This window comes from Bradyrhizobium sp. Kon58 (genome assembly GCF_055807455.1).
Window position 1 is genome coordinate 1 of sequence record NZ_JBVVOT010000012.1, and the last position, 18600, is coordinate 18600.

The following is an 18600-nucleotide window of genomic DNA, read 5'->3' on the forward strand; positions in this document are numbered from 1 at the left end:
GGCGTACATCAGGATCATGGGCGCGGCCGAGGGAGCCATCATTCCGACCATCATCACCGCCCACATCAGGAACACATAGGCGAACTCGATCGTTCGCCACGGCTCGTCGGCTGGCAGCATGATTCCGATCCCCGCCGGGATCATGCGGAATTCAGCCATGTCCATGCCGCCCATGTCCATGTCGTTGGCGAGCCAGAGCACATAGCTCCATGCCAACACGACAATGAGGACGATCGCGCCGCCGACGATCCAGCGATCGCGCCGCAGCACGGCTTCCAGGGGGCTGTCCGTCATTTGCGATCGATGTTGTGCGATCGATGTTGCCGGCCGCTGATGCGGGCGGCTTATCGGGAGTTTACGTCACGCCTGGTTTGACCAGCGGATCGGCGCATAGAGGCCGTTCCTGCCGGAATTGTCCCAGCGCATGCCATGATCGCTGAAGGTATTGCCGGCGGCGCCGACGGCCATCACCATGGCGTCGGGGCTGACCGGATGGCCGATGTTCGTCCACATCTCGCCGCTCGGATGCATGGTCGGTAGCGGATCGACGGACATGTGCAGGATGCCGGGGATTTCCGCGGACCGCGTCTTGCCGTCGATCCGGAACGTGATCGGGACCTTGCGCACCCCCAGGTTCTTGCTGATCAGCGGCGCGAACGCGGCCATGGGACCGCCGGCACCGCCGGTGAAGATTGCAGCCAGGGCCTCGGTCTGGTCATCGTTGGCGCGCTGATCGATATAGGCGGCCACCGACCAGTCTCCGTCTGCCATGACCCCAGGTGCGTGGAGGATGACGAGCACATTCAGCTCATCAAGCGCGATATCGCCATAACGGCCGGTCTCGATGTGGAAGATCAGCGGTACGTTGCAGAAGCCCTCGGTCGGTCGCGCGGTCAACGGAGGCGCCGCCGACACCAGGCAGGGACACACGATGCTGCAACTGCAATTCTCGAAATAGTCACCGGAAAGGTGCCATGGGACATCCGCCATTGCTGTCTCCCGCTTGGCCGAACCCGATAGATGCTTTCGAATGAGCTACGTAGAGTTGAAAATTACGCTTCGTGGGGAAGCACCGCAAGCCGATTCCACCATCGACATACGTCGAGAGGGTGAGCGCGGCGAATCCCTCATGCCCGGGTTCCCTTAGTTTGCCTGCGGTCGAAACTCCGGCTCGATCTGCGTGGCCGCGGGCATGAACACCCGTGCCGGATGGCTGAAGATCTCGAATTCGTCGCCCCGCGCGATCCCGACGAGCGTGATGCCGCTGGCCTCCGCCGTTCGGACCGCAAGCGCGGTCGGTGCAGACATGGCGACGACGATGCCGGCGCCGACCGCGGCGGCTTTTTGCACCATCTCGACCGATATCCGGCTGGTAAGGATGACGGCGCCGGCGCGGCCGGATGCGCCTTCGATGGCGAGAGCGCCGGCAAGCTTGTCGAGGGCGTTGTGGCGCCCCACGTCCTCGCGCACCATCATGGTCTTGCTGCCTGGCCGGAAAAAACCCGCGGCGTGAGCGGCGCGTGTCTTGTGGTTGAGGATCTGTGACTCGGTGAGGGCCGCGATGGCCGCGCTAATCTGCTCCGGCGTGAGGCTCGCCGGTTGCTCGACACACTGAGCGATCCGGCCGGCTTCGCGCAGGCTGTCGATGCCGCATAGGCCGCAACCCGTCGGCCCGACCAGATGTCGCCGTCGCTCCTTCAGCCGTCGCCCGGCGTTCGGTCGCAGCCATAGCCGCAGTTCGATCCCGTCGGGACCGGGAACGACCGTGAGCTCCTCGATCTCGCCGATGTCGCCGATGATCCCTTCGGTCAGGCTGAATCCCACAGCGAGGTCGGTTAAGTCGGCGGGAGTTGCCATCACAACGGCGACGGTAGTTCCGTCGTAGACGAGTGCCACGGGACATTCCTCAGCCAGCATCCGCTCATCCTGCGTCCCGCTCGACGTGAGCCGGGGCATTCTCACGGATGCCGTGGGCATGGATGCGCGATCGGGTGCGCCGGATCGAGAGCCGTGCATGGGTGTTCGCCCTACGTCGATTCATCGACGCACAAACCGGAGCAAGGTTCCCAACGCTTGGAACTTGCCATCGCATCTTGGGTTTTGCGTGCGGGGCTTGCGGTTGAAGGAAACGCCATGAGGCAAAAGGCAAAGGTCGAGAACAATGATGCGCCAGCAGGTGGCTGGGGCTCACTCAAAGCCGTTGCAAGCATCCTGACGCAGGAAGAGGTCGCCATTCTCGGCAGCGAGATCCTGCTCAAGCAGAACAAGCCCGATGGATTCATGTGCGTGAGCTGCTCCTGGGCCAAGCCGGCCAAGCCACGTCCATTCGAGTTCTGCGAGAACGGCGCCAAGGCGACCGCCTGGGAGATTACGCGCAAGACCGCAACACCGGAGTTCTTTGCGCAACATACGCTGGCTGAACTACGAACCTGGTCCGATCATCAACTGGAGGAGCAGGGGCGCCTGACGACGCCGATGCGTTACGACCGGGCAAGCGACAAATATCTTCCGGTCGAGTGGAACGAGGCCTTTCTTGATATCGGCGCCGAGCTGAACCGGCTCGATCCCCATTCTGTCGTGATGTACACGTCCGGACGTGCCTCGCTCGAAACCAGCTATATGTACCAATTGTTCGGCCGCATGTACGGCACCAACAATTTCCCTGACAGCTCGAACATGTGCCACGAGACGACGTCGGTGGCGCTGCCGGAGGTGATCGGAGTTCCGGTCGGCACGGTGCTGCTGGAGGATTTCGAGACCACCGATTGCATCTTCTTCTTCGGCCACAACACCACCACCAACGCGCCGCGCATGCTGCATCCGCTTCAGGAGGCGGCGCAGCGCGGCGTGCCGATCATAACCTTCAATCCGCTGCGCGAGCGCGGCCTGGAGCGGTTCGCCAATCCGCAAAATCCGGTCCAGATGATCGCCGGCGGCACGCGCATCAGTTCGCAATATTATCAGGTGCGGGTCGGCGGCGACGCGGCGGCGATCATCGGGATTTGCAAATGGGTGATCGAGGCGGACGACCTCGCTCGGGAAAATGAAACTGCGCGCGTAGTGGATGTCGAATTCATCCGGCAACACACCGCCGGCTTCGAGGAGTTCGCCGCATTCTGCCGTGCACAGGATTGGGAGGAGATCGAACGGGCCTCGGGGCTTTCGCGCGGTGCCCTGCGCGAGGCCGCGAACACTTATATGGAGGCCAAGGCCGTGATCGCCAATTACGGCATGGGCATCACCCAGCACAAGCACGGCGTCGAGACGAACAAGATGATCGTCAACCTGCTGCTGCTCCGCGGCAATATCGGCAAGCCCGGCGCGGGCATTTCGCCGATCCGGGGCCACTCCAACGTGCAGGGCCAGCGCACCGTCGGCATTTCCGAGAAGACCAAGCTGGTGCCGCTCGACAAGCTTGCGGAGCTTTACGGCTTCGAGCCGCCGCGATGGGAGGGACTGTCCACCGTCGAGGCCTGCCAGAGCATTCTGAAGGGTGAAATTCGCGGCTTCGTCAGCCTCGGCGGCAATTTCCTGCGCGCCGTTCCCGAGCGGTCCCTGATGGAGCCCGCGTGGTCGGGCCTGCGCCTGTCGGTGCAGATCGCGACCAAGCTCAACCGGACTCACCTCGTGCCCGGCGAGGTCAGCTATCTGCTGCCGTGTCTCGGCCGGATCGAGATCGACCGGCAGGATAGCGGCGAACAAGCGGTGTCGATGGAGGATTCCACCACCTGCATTCACGGATCGCGCGGCCAGCGCAAGCCGGTGGCCGACCATCTCCTGTCGGAGCCGGCGATCGTCGCCGCCTTGGCGAAGGCAACGTTGAAGCCCAATCCCAAGATCGATTGGGACGCCTGGGTCGCCGATTATTCACGGGTTCGGGACGCCATCGAGCGCACCTATCCCGACCAATTCAAGGACTTCAATGCGCGCCTGTTCGAACCCGGCGGCTTTGCGCGGCCGCTCGCCGCGCGAGATCGGAAGTGGAAGACCCCGAACGGTAAGGCGAATTTCACCGTTCCAAAGTCGGCCTTCGCGCCGCCCCGCGAGACCGACGGCGTCTATGAGCTGATGACACTGCGCGCGGACGGACAGTTCAATACGACGATCTACGCCGAAGGCGATCGCTTTCGCGGCATCGAGGGCGGCCGCTACGTCGTGTTCATGAATCCCGCTGACATGGAGGAAGACGGGTTGAAAGCAGGAGATACCGTCACGCTGGTGACGGAGGCGGGCGATGGCGTCACGCGCAGCTTGAGCGAGCTCCAAATCGTCCCCTATGGCATCCCCCGCAGGAGCATTGCGGCTTACTATCCGGAGTGCAACGTGCTCATTCCGCTCTGGCATCAGGCGGAGGGCAGCAAGGTCCCTGCGGCAAAATCCATTCCGGTGCGTCTGTTCAAGGACATCCTTTCAGAGATCGTCGAGAGCGGAGAGGCTCCGATCTCGGCGTCGTGAGCGCCGTCGATCAGCCCACAGGAGTGAAGGACGATGAGAGACAGCGCGTCGGAAGTGACCGACATCAGCGACGCCGTTCACTTGTGCATCGACATGCAGAACATCTTCGCTCCCGGCGGTCTCTGGGAGACGCCCTGGATGGCGAGGGTTCTGCCGACGATCGCCTCGATCGTTTCGCGCCATCAGGCCAGAACGATCTTCACGCGATTCATCACGCCGGAAGATCCGGAGGATCGGCCCGGACAGTGGCAGAGCTATTTTCGTCGCTGGCGCGAAGCGACCCGCAAACATCTTCCGCCGTCGGGCCTTGAACTCGTGCCCGCCCTGAGCCGCTTCGTTCCGCCGGCGGCCGTGATCGACAAGCCTGCCTATTCGGCTTTCAGCAATCCCGGCCTCGCGAGCCTGCTCATTGAGAAGAATGTCGGCACGGTCGTGATCACGGGCGCAGAGACCGACGTTTGCGTGCTCTCGACGGTCCTGAGCGCCGTCGATCTCGGCTTTCGGGTCGTCATCGTCGAGGATGCGTTGTGCAGCTCGTCCGACGTCGGCCATGATGCGCTCATGACGATGTACCGCACCCGCTTTCACGGCCAGGTCGACCTGATGACCGCCGAGGAATTGGCGGAGTTCTGGCGGGAGTAGGGGACGATCCGCTCAATTGACATTGTCGCCGAGCATGTTGTGGAAGGCGGTGGCAACGGCGGCAATGCCGCTGGCGCCGTGCATCAGCGCGATCTCGCCCTGCTGCTCGTGGCGGATGGCGTGGGCCATCACACGCAGGCGCAGATCGCCGCCGCTATGCCACATCTGGTCGGCCATCCTGACGGCGCCGGCATGATGCTTGCTCATCGTTTCGACGAACAGCATGTCGAATTGGTCCGCCGGCGCGGCCCTGACCTGCCGCATCTCGGCCTGCGTCAGGAAGCCCGGCATGGCGGCACGTTCGTCCGTGCTGCAATCGGGCATCTCGGTGTCGAACCAGCTCAGCCACCACGTCTCGAAAATCCGGTTCTCGCCGGTCTGGCTTGCGACCATCAGCATCGCCAGCTTTCGCAGATGCGGGTCCTGCGCGCGCTCCGCGGCGATCCGCGCCAGTGCGATGCCCTGGGCATGATGCGCGGTCATGTGACGGATGTAAGTCTGGTCCGCGTCCCTGTCGCGGCCCATCCATGGCGGCTCGTAACCATGGCTGCCGAACAACGCGGTCGCGCCGAGCAGTGCGATCAAAGCCAGCGCGCCGGTGATCCAGGCATTGGTGAAGCGAACATCGCGCGCGGGTGCCGCGCCTCGCCTCCAGCGCAACCGGGCGAACAGGGGGTACATCACGGCCGAGGAGCCGTGGACGAGCAGGCCGATCCAGTAGGGTTGCTGCAGCGTGAACAGCGGCTGCCAGAACGGAAACAGCGGCACCAGCACGAACCATTCCATGCTCGACGAGAACACGGCCCAGGGCAGCGCGAGCAGCAGGATCGTCAGCGGACGCAGGTCGGCGGTCCAGCGCCCGAGCACACCGAAGAACACCAGCGCCCAGGAGAAGTCGGCCCATTGGTGGAAGGCGATCCCGGCAAGGATCGCGCTCCACGACGGCTCTGCGCTGATCGCCCAATCGCGCGCGGGAATGGCGGCGACCGTCATCCAGTCGACGGCGGCATCGCGTCCGATGCGCGCGGCGAAGAGCTGGCTGACGATGGTCGAGAAGGTGCTGCTGATCAGGCCGAGTTCGGCCGCGGCGATCCAGCGCGAGCGTCGCCGTGAGGCGCCTTCATCACCGGGGCGAATTGGACTGGAAATGGTTGACGGCCCCGCGGCGTTCACGTCAGCTGATTGAGTTTCTTCAACGGATTGAGCTCGCTCGGCTTGCTCTGTTCGTCCCGGCCGCGTTCCGCTTGCTCCTTGCCTTCCTCATGGAGATCCTGATCGCCGACGATCTCGCCTACGGCCTGTTTCGCCTTGCCAGCGATCCGCTGACCGAGGCCCTTGGTCTTGCTCATGGTCCGCCTCCAGGCTCACGCCGCTACCCCGGCGCTTGAAGGGGGATGAGCGCCAGGGCCGCGGTTTCGTCTATTCAGCCTCCGGCAGGGGGCGTCGGAAGCGTTGAATGAGACTCTCTGACGCGCGGATGGTTCCTCGGCCGTCATCGTGGCTCGAGTTCAATGATCACGCCTTCATTGCCGCGGAGCAGGATGGAGGCGTCCGGCAACGGCTCGGACGACCGATCGAGATGCGTCGACATCAGCAGGCGGCCGCGACCTTGCCAATGCCATTTCCGCGGCTCGGCGGCGATGTTGAGCGCGACCAGAATGTCGCGGCCGTCACCCGTCCGCCTGTAGGCAAGAACGTCGTTCTGCGCGCGTAGCGGCTCGTAACCGCCCTGGCGCAGGCACGCCTGCTCGCGCCGCAGCGTCATCAGCGCGCGAAACAGCGCCAGGATCGAACGCCCGTCGCGCTGCTGGGTGGCCACGTTGGCCGCGCCGTCGGGCGGCTCCAGCGGCAGCCATGGATCGCCGGTTGTAAAGCCGCCGTTGCTGCTCTCATCCCATCGCATCGGCGCGCGTTCGGGGTCGCGGCAAAGGCCATACCCCGGCACGAGCTTCTCGAAGGGATCGCGGACGCGGTCGGGCGGAATGGGAACGCGCTTGCGGCCGATCTCGTCGCCCATGAAGAAGAACGGCGTTCCCCGCAGCGTCATCAGCAGCATCGCCAGCACCCGCATCTGCGCGTCCCCGATTTTGCTCGCGATCCGCTGCTTGTCGTGGCCACCGACCACCCAGACCGGCCAAGCATGATCCGGGATAGCGTTGAAATAGGCGTCGATCGTTGCTTGCAGCGAGAACGCGTCCCATTGCGAGTCCAGCAGCGCGAAATTGAGCGGCAAATGCAGGCGCGGGCGGTCGTTGCCGTAAAAGTGCCCGATGCGGTCGGTCTTGCCCTGGACTTCGCCGCACAACATCCGCCCTGGATGGCCATCGATCACCTCGCGGATGAACTCGATGCAATCCATCGTCTCCGGCCGATCGTCGGTAAAGACGGGCGTCTGGCGCTGCGGCGGCGGCTTGCCTTTCGCTTGCGGGTTATGCGGATTGTCGCGCAGCAGGGCGTCCTTGATCAGGACGGCGCTGGCATCGACGCGAAAGCCGTCGACGCCGCGATCGAGCCAGAAGCGCATGACATCGGCGATCGCGGCGCGCAGCTGCGGGTTGCGCCAGTTCAGATCGGGCTGCTCGACCAGGAAGGAATGGTAGTAATATTGCCGTCGCGCCTCGCACCATTCCCAGCCGCTGCCGCCGAAGCGGCTCAGCCAATTGTTGGGCGGACCGCCATTCTCGGCCGCGTCGGCCCAGATATACCAATCGGCCTTCGCGCTGTTCCGTGAGCTGCTGCTCTCGACAAACCATGCGTGGTCGTTCGCAGTATGATTGGGGACGAGATCGAGGATGAGGCGGATCTCGGCCGCGTGCAGGGCCTTGAGCAGGCGGTCGAACGCCTCGAGGCTGCCGAACGCAGGGTCGATGGAGCAGTAGTCGGAGATGTCGTAGCCGAGGTCGCGGAACGGGCTCTTGTAGATCGGCGTCAGCCACACCGCGTCGACGCCGAGCCATTTCAGATAGTCGATCCGTGATGTCAGGCCGGCGAGATCACCCTTGCCGTCGCCGTCCGAGTCCTGGAACGAGATCAGTGCGATTTCGTAGATGACGGCGGATTCCCACCACGCACCTTCGTTACGGGACGCCTCGTTCATTGTCTTGTATCACCTCGTCTTGCATTACCTCGTCTTGCTTCCTCAGGTGCGCCCCGCCGTGGCGTGCGCTGCGATCTGCTTGGCCGCGGTTCGGGCGCTCTCGATGCCCTTGGGAAAGCCGCTGCGGTTCGGATACAGCTTGCGCCGTGCGTCGCGCGGCGGCCGCCGCGGCTTGGTGTCCTGCGCGGCGCGGTAGTCGAGCATTGCAATTCCGCCGACCATCAGCAGCGCCAGTGCAATATTGCCCTTTTTGGGATTGTCCGCGGTCAGCCCCGAAAGCAGCGCGGCGGCATCGAGGCCGTCGCCGCCGACGCGAGCCCACAGGCCGGCGTTCTTCTCGACCGAGAGCGTCGTGATCCCGGCCAGGATCTCGCGCACGCCGAAGGCACGGACCAGCGTCTCATGGCCTTCCATGCCCAGCGTTTCCGTGACGCGTCGCGGCGCGAAGAATTCCACGACGCCGAGACCGATGCTGAACCAGCCGAGCGCACGCGCGAGCTGGTCTTCGGGGCGCTTCAGGCTCGGGCCGCCTTCGACGATCTTCGGATCGCCCTTGGTGCGAACGATGTTGGAGAAATGAAACATGGCTCTTGCTCCTCAGGGCTTCAGCACGACCTTGACGCAGGAGTCACGCTTGTCGCGAAACACCTGATACATCTCGGGGCCTTGGCTAAGCGGGACGGTGTGGGTGATGACGAAGGACGGATCGATCTGACCTTCCTCGATGCGGCGGAGCAGGTCGTCGGTCCAGCGGTTGACGTGGGTCTGGCCGGTGCGCATCTGCAGGCCCTTGTTCATGAAGGCGCCCATCGGAAGCATGTCGGAGAATCCGCTGTACACGCCCGGCACCGAGATGATGCCGCCAGGGCGGCAGACATAGATCATCTCGCGCAGCACGTGCGGTCGGTCGCTCTCCACCATCACCATCTGCTTGGCGCGGTCGAGCAGCGTGTCGGGCAGGGAGGCCATCACATGCGACTCCATCCCGACGCAATCGATACATTTTTCGGGGCCTCTGCCGTCGGTGAGCTCCTCGAGCCGCTCCAGGACGCTTTCGGTTTCGAAGTTGATGGTGGTGGCGCCGCCGGCTTCCGCCATGCTGAGCCGCTCGGGCAGGCAGTCGATCGCGATCACCTGGTTGGCGCCGAGTAAAATGGCACTGCGGATCGCCATCTGTCCCACGGGCCCGCAGCCCCAGATCGCGACCGTGTCGGTCGGCTCGATGTCGCATTGCGCGGCGGCCTGCCAGCCGGTCGGGAAGATGTCGCTGAGAAACAGCAATTGCTCGTCGGGTATGCCGTCGGGCACCTTGATATGGGTGGCGTCGGCGAACGGCACGCGTAGATATTCGGCCTGGCCGCCGGGATATCCGCCGGTCAGATGCGTGTAGCCGAACAGGCCGGCTGTCGTGTGTCCGAACGCCTTGTCTGCCAAATGGCGCTTGCGATTGGTGGTTTCGCAGACCGAGAAATTGCCGCGTTTGCACTGATCGCATTCGCCGCAAATGATCGTGAAGGGCACGACGATGCGGTCGCCCTTCTTCAGCTTGCCGTCGACGCCGGAGCCGACCTCGACCACTTCACCCATGGTCTCGTGGCCCATGATGTCGCCGGGCAGCATGCCCGGAATGTAGTTGTGAAAGAGGTGCAGGTCCGAGCCGCAGATGGCGCAACTCGTGACTTTAATGATGGCGTCGCGCGGGTCCTGAATCTCAGGATCGGTGACGGTGTCGCAGCGTATGTCTTCCTTGCCGTGCCAAACTAGCGCCTTCATCTCAGTTCTCCCGCGAGCTACGAGGCATCCAAGTCGAACAACGAACGATGGTTGCTATCGCGCGGTGCAAAATCTTTGCGCCGCAGCGGCGTGCGGCCCGATAGGAACGAGCGGCCACCGCGGCGATTGGAGCGTCATCAATCCCATCTCAAGGACAAGCGAAGGATACGCTCATGGCCGCCAATCAACTCGCCGTCGTCACCGGCGCCTCCACCGGCATCGGCCTGGAACTCGCCAGATGTTGCGCCCAAGGAGGGTTCAACCTTGTCATCGCGGCGGATGAGCCCGAGATCGAGAGGGTTGCTGTCGATCTCCGCAGGCTCGGTGCCAGCGTCGAGGCGGTCGAAGCCGATCTCGCCACCACGCAAGGCGTCGACAAGCTCTGCGCCGCCGTCGGCGACCGGCCGATCGACGCGCTGCTGGCCAATGCCGGCGTCGGCCTCGGCAAGGCCTTCCTCGACCAGGATTTTGCCAGGATCAAGCACCTCGTCGACACCAACATCACCGGTACGCTGTATCTGATCCATCGCGCCGGCAACGAGATGCTCCGCCGCAATTCGGGCCGCATCCTCATCACGGGCTCGATCGCCGGATTCACGCCTGGCAGTTTTCAGGCGGTGTACAACGCCAGCAAGGCCTTCCTCGATTCATTCTCGTTCGCGCTCCGCGAGGAGCTGCGCGACAGCGGCGTCACCGTCACCTGTCTGATGCCGGGCGCCACCGAAACCGAGTTCTTCCGCCGCGCCGACATGATGGACACCAAGGTCGGCACCGAGCCGAAGGACAGTGCCTACGACGTCGCGAAGGCCGGCTTCGACGCCATGTTGCGCGGCGAGTCCGACATCGTAACCGGAATGAAGAACAAGCTTCAGACCACCATCGCCAACGTCACGCCAAATGAGATGCTGGCCAAGCAGCATCGCAAGATGGCGGAGCCGGGCACGGCGAAGTCGTAGGACAATGCCCTCGCAATCTCTGCTGGGCGGTGCGGCCGATCCCGCGGACCTACAAAGGAGCACGCCGATTCACATAGCCTAATGCGCAAAGCTCCCCGAGCCCCCAGACTGGTTCGGCTGGAGAAAGGGGGCTTGTGATGCCGATGGATCGCGTCGAACAGGCCTTTGTCGCAACGGCGATCACGGGCTTTCTCATCATGATGGCGGCGATCGTCTGGATGATGATGGGCTGATGGCGGGGAGGGCTGCTTATGCGCATCGCGTTGCCCTATGCTGCGGTGCTCCTGTGCCTGGCGGTGACCGCCTGGCTCGCTTTCGCGCATTTGCTCTGATCGCCGTTCGGCTCAACCGTGCGGATCGGCGATCAGCGCGGCCAGCGTGTGGGCCATCGCCGGCAGATCGATCGGTTTCTCCAGGATCAGCACGTCGTGGAATTCCGGACTGATCGTGACCTAGGTCCGCGTCACCCGCATGGTCGGCGCCTTCGCCGCGGGGCGCATCGTCAACCCGCGCATGGTGCAGAGCCAGCTGTTCGGTGGCATGATCTGGGGCCTGTCCTTCGCGTTGCACGAGGAAGCCATCACCGACCGCCGCACCGGCCGGATCATGAACGCCAATCTCGGCGAATACCATATCCCGGTGAATGCCGACGTGCCGCCGCTCGACGTGATCACGGTCGATGAGCACGACCCGCACGTGAACGCGCTCGGCATCAAGGGGGTCGGCGAGATCGGCATCACCGGCAGTGCAGGGGCAGTCGCCAACGCCGTCTGGCATGCGACGGGCGTGCGTGTTCGCCGTTTCCCGATCCGGATCGAGGAGTTGCTGACCTAGGCTTTAAGCAGCGGCGGGCGAGGCCGTCTCGCTCCGCCGCGTGCTAATGCAGCTTCTTGCGAAGAGCCTTGAGCGCTTCTCGCTGCGCCTCGATGTAGTTCGCGATGGTCTTGCGCAGCTCCTCCGAATGGAGCCTGTCGCTGTCGCGCTGCACTTCATCGAGTGCGGCCTCTGCATTTGCGAGCGTGATCTTCATAGCGAGCCCTGTTACGAAGCGGCTCCGGAAAGCGGAGGCTGCTTGGCTATGGCTCGAAACTTATAGAGGATCAGGCTGCGGAAATTGAGATGGCTCAAGCTCCGTAAGACACCGGTGGCTCCGTAGGATTGCGGACAACTTCAAAACGTCGGCGGCGTGCAGGCCGAGATCACCTCGCACGGCTTGCCGCCGACGCAGCGGAAGCGATGCGGACGCCGGCTCTCGAAGTAGTAGGCATCGCCCGGATTGAGAATGCGGCGCTCGTCCTCGACGGTGACTTCGAGCTTTCCCGAGATCACGATGCCGCCTTCCTCGCCGTCATGCACGAGGTGAACGCGCCCGGTGTCGCTGCCGGGCTCGTAGCGCTCCTTCAGGATCTGCAGGCTGCGACCGAACAGATTGTCGCCTATTTGCCGATACGAGATCGGCTTCTTGCCGACCTCGGTCAGCTCTTCGCCGCGGTAGAAGATCTTGCGCCGGCTCTCCGGCTCCAGCGCGAAGAACTCGGCGAGCCCCATCGGGATGCCGTCGAGGATGCGCTTGAGCGCGCCGACCGAGGGGTTCATCTGGTTGGATTCGATCAGCGAAATCGTCGAATTGGTGACGCCGGCGCGTTTGGCGAGTTCGCGCTGCGACAGCTTCTGGCGCGCCCGGATGAATCGCAGCCGTCCACCGATATCGACGCTCATGTCCCTGTCCCGTGTTGCAGGTGTTGCGGATCGCGCAAATATGGACCGGCAGCCCCAGTCAAATCAATGGCTTGCAGCCCGTCAGAAAAGGACTTGTTGCGCTTTTCAAGCCGTGCCTCTGGTAGCAAGTCAGCAAAGGAGCGTGGCCCGTGACCCTTCATCAGATTCCGAACACCATCAAGACCGACTCGTTCTGGATGCCGTTCACGGCCAACCGGCAGTTCAAGAAGGCGCCGCGCCTGTTCTCCTCGGCCGAGGGCATGCATTACACCACCGTCGACGGCCGCAAGGTGATCGACGCCTCCGCCGGCCTCTGGTGTGTCAATGCCGGCCACGGCCGCAAGCAGATCGCCGCCGCCGTCGAGCGCCAGCTGATGACGCTGGATTTCGCACCGTCGTTCCAGATGGGCCATCCGCTGGCATTCGACTTCGCCGAGCGTCTGGCCGAGATCGCGCCGAAAAACCTCGATCGCATTTTCTTCACCAATTCCGGCTCCGAGTCGGTCGATACCGCGCTGAAGATCGCGCTCGCCTATCATCGCGCCAACGGCCAGGCGAGCCGGACGCGCCTGATCGGCCGCGAGCGCGGCTATCACGGCGTCGGCTTCGGCGGCACCTCGGTCGGCGGCATGGTCGCCAACCGCCGCGCCTTCGCGACCCTGCTGCCGGGCGTCGACCACATCCGCCACACCCACGATCTCACCCGCAACGCCTTCGCCAAGGATCAGCCCGAGCATGGCGCCGAGCTCGCCGATGATCTCGAGCGGCTGGTGGCCCTGCACGGCGCCGAGACCATTGCTGCCGTCATCGTCGAGCCGGTGCCGGGCTCGACCGCGGTGTTGCCGCCGCCGAAGGGCTATCTCCAGCGCCTGCGCGAGATCTGCGACAAGCACGGCATCCTCCTGATCTTCGACGAGGTCATCACTGGCTTCGGCCGCCTCGGCACGCCGTTCGCCGCCAATTTCTTCGGCGTCACGCCTGACATGATGACGACGGCCAAGGGCATCACCAACGGCACCGTTCCCTGCGGCGCCGTCTTTGCGAGCCGCAAGGTTCACGACGGCCTGATGGTCGGCCCGGAGAACGCGATGGAGCTGTTCCACGGCTATACCTATTCGGCGCATCCGGTCGCCTGCGCCGCGGGTATCGCGACGCTCGACATCTACAAGGACGAAGGCCTGCTGACGCGCGGTGCGTCGATCTCCGAATACTGGCGCGATGCGCTGCATTCGCTGAAGGGCCTGCCCAACGTCGTCGACATCCGCAATTGCGGCCTGATGGGCGCGGTCGAGTTGTCGCCGCGTGACGGTACGGTCGGCGTGCGTGGCTACGACGTCATGGTCGACTGCTTCAATCGCGGGCTGTACTTCCGCATGAGCGGCGATAGCTTTGCGCTGTCGCCCCCGCTCATCGTCGAGAAGAGCCACATCGACGATATCGTGTCGATCCTCGGCGATGCCATCAAGCGGGTGGCCTGATAATTGCTCTCGCCGTTGCGGAGTTCCCTCTTGCAGCGGCGAGCGTGATGCCGCGGGAGTTTGACCAAGCGTGAAAGTTCTGATCCTCGGCAGCGGTGTCATCGGTGTCACCTCTGCCTACTACCTCGCGCGTGCCGGCCATGAGGTGACGGTTGTCGACCGTCAGCCGGAACCGGCGCTCGAGACCTCCTTTGCCAATGCCGGCGAGGTGTCGCCCGGCTATTCCTCGCCCTGGGCTGGTCCCGGCGTACCGGTGAAGGCGGTCAAATGGCTGCTGATGAAGCACGGCCCGCTGGTGATCCGGCCGAAGCTCGACCCCGTGATGTGGGTCTGGCTGCTCAAGATGCTGCGCAATTGCACCAGCGAACGCTACGCCATCAACAAGAGCCGGATGATCCCGATCGCGGAATATAGCCGCGATTGCCTGCGCGATCTGCGCCGTGACATCGGCATCCAGTATGACGAGCGCTCGCAGGGCACGCTGCAGCTGTTCCGTTATCAATCGCAGCTCGACGGCACCGGTGAGGACATCGCCGTGCTCAAGGAGTACGGCGTGCCATTTGAGGTGCTGAGCCGTGAGGGCTGCATCGCGGCCGAGCCGGCGCTGGCAGGCGTGAAGGAGAAGTTCGCGGGCGGACTACGCTTGCCGCAGGACGAGACCGGCGACTGTCACATGTTCACGCAGGCGCTGGCCAAGCATGCCGAAGCGCTCGGCGTGCGCTTCATGTTCAACACCGGTATCGACCGCATCGTCACCGACGGCGGGCGCGTCAGCGGCGTCGCGACCAGCGCCGGAATGTTGCAGGCGGACGCCTACGTCCTGGCGCTCGGAAGCTATTCGTCGCGCCTCGTCGCACCCCTCGGCATCTCGCTGCCGGTCTATCCTGTGAAGGGCTATTCGATCACGGTGCCGATCAAGGACGCTTCCGGCGCGCCGGAATCGACCGTGATGGACGAGAGCTATAAAGTCGCCATTACGCGCCTCGGCAATCGCATTCGCGTCGGCGGCACCGCCGAAATCTCCGGATTCTCGAGCCAGCTTTATGATGCGCGCCGCGCCACGCTCGATCACTCGCTGACCGATCTGTTCCCGCGCGGCGGCGATCTCGCCAAGGCGACGTTCTGGAGCGGTCTGCGCCCAATGACGCCGGACGGTCCGCCCGTGATCGGCCCGACGCAATACGCCAACCTTCACCTCAACACCGGCCACGGCACGCTCGGCTGGACCATGTCGTGCGGCTCCGGCCGCGTACTCGCCGACATGCTGTCGGGCAAGAAGCCGGACATTGATGTCAGTGCGCTGACGGTGGACCGGTATAAGTATCGGTTCGGCTAAGACTCTATCCTCCCGTCATTGCGAGGAGCTCTCGCGACGAAGCAATCCAGGCTGCCTCCTCGGAAAGACCCTGGATTGCTTCGCTTCGCTCGCAATGACGGCTGCGCTACCCCGACCCCGTCACGCAATTCACCCACAGCACCACCGCCTTGGCATCCTCGGCCGGATTTGAAAACCGGTGCGGCCGACGGCTTGCAAACCGAAAACTGTCACCGGTCTTCAGCGACCACGTCTCGCTGTCCACCGTCAGCATCATCTCGCCTTCGAGCACGAGGCCGGCCTCCTCGCCGTCATGGGTGTAGAGCTCGTCGCCGGTAGAGCCGCCGGGCTCCAGATGCACCAGGAACAAATTGAGCCGGTTGTCGGCACTGCTCGGACTCAGCAATTGCTTGGACACGCCGGTGCGCCAGAGCTTCAGCTCGGGCCGCTGCAGCCCGCGCGTCACCACCTGGTCGGAAGCTCCATCGGCGTTGGGGCTGGCGCCGAACAGCGCGGCGATGCCGACGCCGAGCACGTCGGCGAGCGTGGCCAGCACGCGCAGCGACGGCGACGACAGGCCGCGCTCGATCTGGCTGAGGAAGCCGATCGACAGATCCGTGCGAGCGGCGACCGTCTCGAGCGAGAATTGCCTGGTGCGCCTGAGATCGCGGATACGGCGCCCGACCGCGACGTCCATCGCCGGCTCGGCGGCTTTGGCGATAGCCTTGGCCTTGGCGTCGGCTTTCACCTTCACCTTTGTTTGCACCTTTTTCACCGGCTTTGCGGCGGCCGGTCTGCGCATTCTTTTGCCACCGCTCACGTCAAACCGCTTCCTTCATGTGCATGAAAACCGCTTGCATCCGCCGCGGAAGTGTGACCAAATTTTCATACTGGTGAAAATAGGCCGAAACGGCTTGGCCCGCAACGTCTGCGATGACGAGATCTGCGAGCGCCGCCAGCGGCCGGGCCCAAGGGGGATGCAATGAAGCGTTTTGGTCTGGCCGCGGTCGCGGCACTCGCGATTGCCGCAGCAGCGCCGGCTTCGGCGCAGCAAGTGCTGAAAGTCGGCTCGACGCCGACAGGCATTCCCTTCACCTTCCTCGACACCAAGACCAATAGCATCCAGGGCATCATGGTCGATCTCGTCACTGAAGTGGGCAAGGATGCCGGCTTCAACGTGCAGATCGAGCCGATGCAGTTCTCGGCGCTGATCCCGTCGCTGACATCGAGCAAGATCGACATCATCGCGGCCGCGATGTTCATCACGGCGCCGCGCAAGGAGGTCGTCGACTTCTCCGACCCGATCTACACCTATGGCGAAGGCCTCGTGGTTCCCAAGAGCGACACCAAGGCCTACGCCACCCAGGACGATCTGAAGGGTGAGACGGTCGGCGCCCAGGTCGGCACCGCCTTCGTCGACGCGCTGAAGAAGTCCGGCCTGTTCGCCGACGTCAAGGCCTACGACACCATCCCCGACATCCTGCGCGACGTGAACACCGGCCGCCTCAAGGCCGGTTACGCCGACTATCCGATCCTCGCCTATAATCTGAAGCAGGGCGGCTTCCCCGAGGTGCGCCTGGTCGACGGCTACAAGCCCGTCACCGTCGGCTCGGTCGGCATCGGCGTGCGCAAGGGCGAAGCCGCGCTGCTCGGCAAGATCAACGCTTCGCTCGCCAAGCTGAAGGCCAACGGAACCATCGACAAGATCCTCGATAAATGGGGCCTGAAGGCACAGGGTTGATCGCCAGCGGCCAATCGATGAAAGCTGATCGATGAAAGGTTTCTGGCACGACGCGGCCGAATTCTTCCCGATCCTGATGAGCGGCGTCGTGCTGACGATCGTTGTCACCATCGGCTCGCTGCTGCTCTCGACGGTGCTTGGCCTCGTCTGGGCGATGATGCGGGTCTCCGGCATCCGCGTCCTGTCGCTGCTCAGCGCCAGCCTGATCAACGTGATCCGCGGCATTCCGATCATCGTGCTGTTGTTCTACCTCTACTTCGTGATGCCCGATCTCGGCGTCACGCTCAGCGCGTTGCAGGCCGCGATTCTCGGGCTCGGCATCGCCTACTCGGCCTATCAAGCGGAAAACTTCCGCGCCGGCATCGAGGCGATCGACAAGGGGCAGATCGAGGCGGCGCAATCGATCGGCATGGGCTGGTGGCTGACCATGCGTCGCGTCGTGCTGCCGCAGGCGGTGCGCATCGTGCTGCCGCCCTATGGCAACGTCATGATCATGATGCTGAAGGATTCCTCGCAGGCCTCGACCATCACGGTCGCCGAGCTCGCCCTTCAGGGCAAGCTGATCGCGTCCTCGACCTTCAAGAACACCAACGTGTTTACGATGGTCGCGTTGATGTATCTCACCATGAGCATTCCGCTGATCCTGCTGGTCCGTCACTTCGAGAAGCGGGCCGGCAAGAAATGATCGAGTTGACCGACGTCCACAAGAGCTTTGGCGAGAACGAGGTGCTCAAGGGCATCACGGCGTCCGTCCAGAAGGGCGAGGTGGTCTGCATCGTCGGCCCCTCCGGCTCCGGCAAGTCCACCATCTTGCGCTGTATCAACGGTCTCGAAAGCTACGACCGCGGCGAGATCAGCGTCGAGGGATTGAAGGTCGATCGCGACGCGCCGTCGATCGTGAAGATCCGCACCCAGGTCTCGATGGTGTTCCAGCGCTTCAACCTGTTTCCGCACCGGACGGTGCTGGAGAACGTGGTTGAAGGTCCGCTCTATGTGAAGAAGGAGCCGCCTGCGCAGGCATTCGAGCGTGGCCGCGCGCTGCTCGCCCAGGTGGGCCTTGCCGAGAAAGCCAACGAACATCCGCCGCAGCTCTCCGGCGGCCAGCAGCAACGCGTCGCGATCGCGCGGGCGCTGGCGATGCAGCCCAAGGCCATCCTGTTCGACGAACCGACCTCGGCGCTCGATCCTGAATTGGTCGGCGACGTTCTCGGCGTGATGCGCAAGCTCGCCGACGACGGCATGACCATGGTCGTCGTCACCCACGAGATGGGCTTTGCCCGCGACGTCGCCGACCGCGTGCTGTTCATCGACGGCGGCGTCATCGTCGAGCAGGGACCGGCGAAATCGGTGCTCAACCAACCGCAGCATGCGCGGACGCAGGATTTTCTGCGCCGCGTGCTGCATCCGCTCTGATCGGTCTCGCC

The 18600-nt window shown here is 63.9% G+C and carries 18 protein-coding genes and 2 pseudogenes; 9 read left to right on the top strand and 11 right to left on the bottom strand.

Annotation, left to right across the window (positions count from 1 at the left end):
* The 3 genes and pseudogenes from AC0L20_RS20375 to fdhD form a co-directional block, all read right to left on the bottom strand.
* Positions 1-294, bottom strand: a pseudogene (locus tag AC0L20_RS20375) (DUF2182 domain-containing protein); the annotation flags it as partial.
* Positions 295-360: 66 nt separating this feature from the next.
* Positions 361-990, bottom strand: a complete 630-nt coding sequence (locus tag AC0L20_RS20380) for a DUF1326 domain-containing protein (protein ID WP_354209357.1) — start codon at positions 988-990, stop codon at positions 361-363.
* Between the two features lie 153 nt (positions 991-1143).
* Positions 1144-1917, bottom strand: a complete 774-nt coding sequence (gene fdhD / locus AC0L20_RS20385; RefSeq protein ID WP_473291411.1) for a formate dehydrogenase accessory sulfurtransferase FdhD — start codon at positions 1915-1917, stop codon at positions 1144-1146.
* 216 nt (positions 1918-2133) lie between these two features.
* On the opposite strand from fdhD, the gene AC0L20_RS20390 reads away from it, so the two are divergent.
* Together AC0L20_RS20390 and AC0L20_RS20395 are read left to right on the top strand one after the other, a co-directional pair.
* Positions 2134-4455, top strand: a complete 2322-nt coding sequence (locus AC0L20_RS20390; RefSeq protein WP_473291414.1) for an FdhF/YdeP family oxidoreductase — start codon at positions 2134-2136, stop codon at positions 4453-4455.
* A gap of 33 nt (positions 4456-4488) precedes the next feature.
* Positions 4489-5097: a cysteine hydrolase family protein gene (locus tag AC0L20_RS20395; RefSeq protein ID WP_473291417.1), complete on the top strand. Its 609-nt coding sequence runs from the start codon at positions 4489-4491 to the stop codon at positions 5095-5097.
* A 12-nt stretch (positions 5098-5109) separates the two neighbouring features.
* Here AC0L20_RS20395 and AC0L20_RS20400 read toward each other — a convergent pair whose 3' ends face one another.
* The 5 genes from AC0L20_RS20400 to AC0L20_RS20420 all read right to left on the bottom strand — a co-directional run bounded on the left by AC0L20_RS20400 (position 5110) and on the right by AC0L20_RS20420 (position 9967).
* Positions 5110-6270 (bottom strand): DUF305 domain-containing protein, encoded by a 1161-nt coding sequence (locus AC0L20_RS20400; protein ID WP_473291419.1) that lies wholly within the window; start codon positions 6268-6270, stop codon positions 5110-5112.
* Positions 6267-6446 (bottom strand): CsbD family protein, encoded by a 180-nt coding sequence (locus AC0L20_RS20405; RefSeq protein ID WP_007603181.1) that lies wholly within the window; start codon positions 6444-6446, stop codon positions 6267-6269. The genes AC0L20_RS20400 and AC0L20_RS20405 overlap by 4 nt, the downstream gene beginning before the upstream one ends.
* Before the next feature lie 143 nt (positions 6447-6589).
* Positions 6590-8194: an alpha-amylase family glycosyl hydrolase gene (locus AC0L20_RS20410; RefSeq protein ID WP_473291422.1), complete on the bottom strand. Its 1605-nt coding sequence runs from the start codon at positions 8192-8194 to the stop codon at positions 6590-6592.
* Positions 8195-8236: 42 nt separating this feature from the next.
* The gene (locus AC0L20_RS20415) at positions 8237-8779 is read right to left on the bottom strand and encodes a hypothetical protein (RefSeq protein WP_247286916.1); all 543 of its coding nucleotides are present in this window, start codon (positions 8777-8779) and stop codon (positions 8237-8239) included.
* Positions 8780-8791: 12 nt separating this feature from the next.
* A complete protein-coding gene (locus tag AC0L20_RS20420; RefSeq protein WP_473291425.1) occupies positions 8792-9967 on the bottom strand; it encodes a zinc-dependent alcohol dehydrogenase in 1176 nt (391 codons plus the stop codon).
* Positions 9968-10140: 173 nt separating this feature from the next.
* On the opposite strand from AC0L20_RS20420, the gene AC0L20_RS20425 reads away from it, so the two are divergent.
* Positions 10141-10923, top strand: a complete 783-nt coding sequence (locus tag AC0L20_RS20425) for an SDR family NAD(P)-dependent oxidoreductase (RefSeq protein ID WP_473291428.1) — start codon at positions 10141-10143, stop codon at positions 10921-10923.
* A 456-nt stretch (positions 10924-11379) separates the two neighbouring features.
* Positions 11380-11757 (top strand): annotated as a pseudogene (locus tag AC0L20_RS20430) (molybdopterin cofactor-binding domain-containing protein); the annotation flags it as partial.
* 43 nt (positions 11758-11800) lie between these two features.
* Here the strand turns inward: AC0L20_RS20430 and AC0L20_RS20435 are convergent.
* Together AC0L20_RS20435 and AC0L20_RS20440 are read right to left on the bottom strand one after the other, a co-directional pair.
* Entirely contained in the window at positions 11801-11953 is a 153-nt protein-coding gene (locus AC0L20_RS20435) for a hypothetical protein (RefSeq protein WP_473291430.1), read from the bottom strand.
* 140 nt (positions 11954-12093) lie between these two features.
* Positions 12094-12642 carry a cupin domain-containing protein gene (locus AC0L20_RS20440; RefSeq protein WP_007600574.1) on the bottom strand — a complete coding sequence of 183 codons (549 nt, stop codon included), beginning with the start codon at positions 12640-12642 and terminating at the stop codon, positions 12094-12096.
* Positions 12643-12791: 149 nt separating this feature from the next.
* Between AC0L20_RS20440 and aptA the strand changes: the two genes are divergently transcribed.
* Together aptA and AC0L20_RS20450 are read left to right on the top strand one after the other, a co-directional pair.
* Positions 12792-14120: an omega-aminotransferase AptA gene (gene aptA / locus AC0L20_RS20445; RefSeq protein ID WP_473291433.1), complete on the top strand. Its 1329-nt coding sequence runs from the start codon at positions 12792-12794 to the stop codon at positions 14118-14120.
* Between the two features lie 70 nt (positions 14121-14190).
* A complete protein-coding gene (locus AC0L20_RS20450; RefSeq protein ID WP_473291435.1) occupies positions 14191-15456 on the top strand; it encodes a D-amino acid dehydrogenase in 1266 nt (421 codons plus the stop codon).
* A gap of 106 nt (positions 15457-15562) precedes the next feature.
* Here the strand turns inward: AC0L20_RS20450 and AC0L20_RS20455 are convergent, their stop codons facing one another.
* On the bottom strand, positions 15563-16237 hold the full coding sequence (locus tag AC0L20_RS20455) for a helix-turn-helix domain-containing protein (RefSeq protein ID WP_473291437.1): 675 nt from the start codon (positions 16235-16237) through the stop codon (positions 15563-15565).
* A 180-nt stretch (positions 16238-16417) separates the two neighbouring features.
* Here AC0L20_RS20455 and AC0L20_RS20460 point away from each other — a divergent pair, with 180 nt between their 5' ends.
* From AC0L20_RS20460 to AC0L20_RS20470, 3 genes are read left to right on the top strand one after another with little or no spacing between them, the layout of a single operon-like run.
* Positions 16418-17176, top strand: coding sequence for an ABC transporter substrate-binding protein (locus AC0L20_RS20460; protein WP_247282586.1), 759 nt, complete (start codon positions 16418-16420; stop codon positions 17174-17176).
* A gap of 31 nt (positions 17177-17207) precedes the next feature.
* Positions 17208-17861, top strand: coding sequence for an amino acid ABC transporter permease (locus AC0L20_RS20465; RefSeq protein ID WP_007600584.1), 654 nt, complete (start codon positions 17208-17210; stop codon positions 17859-17861).
* Positions 17858-18589, top strand: coding sequence for an amino acid ABC transporter ATP-binding protein (locus tag AC0L20_RS20470; protein WP_473291440.1), 732 nt, complete (start codon positions 17858-17860; stop codon positions 18587-18589). The genes AC0L20_RS20465 and AC0L20_RS20470 overlap by 4 nt, the downstream gene beginning before the upstream one ends.
* Positions 18590-18600 lie beyond the last annotated feature (11 nt).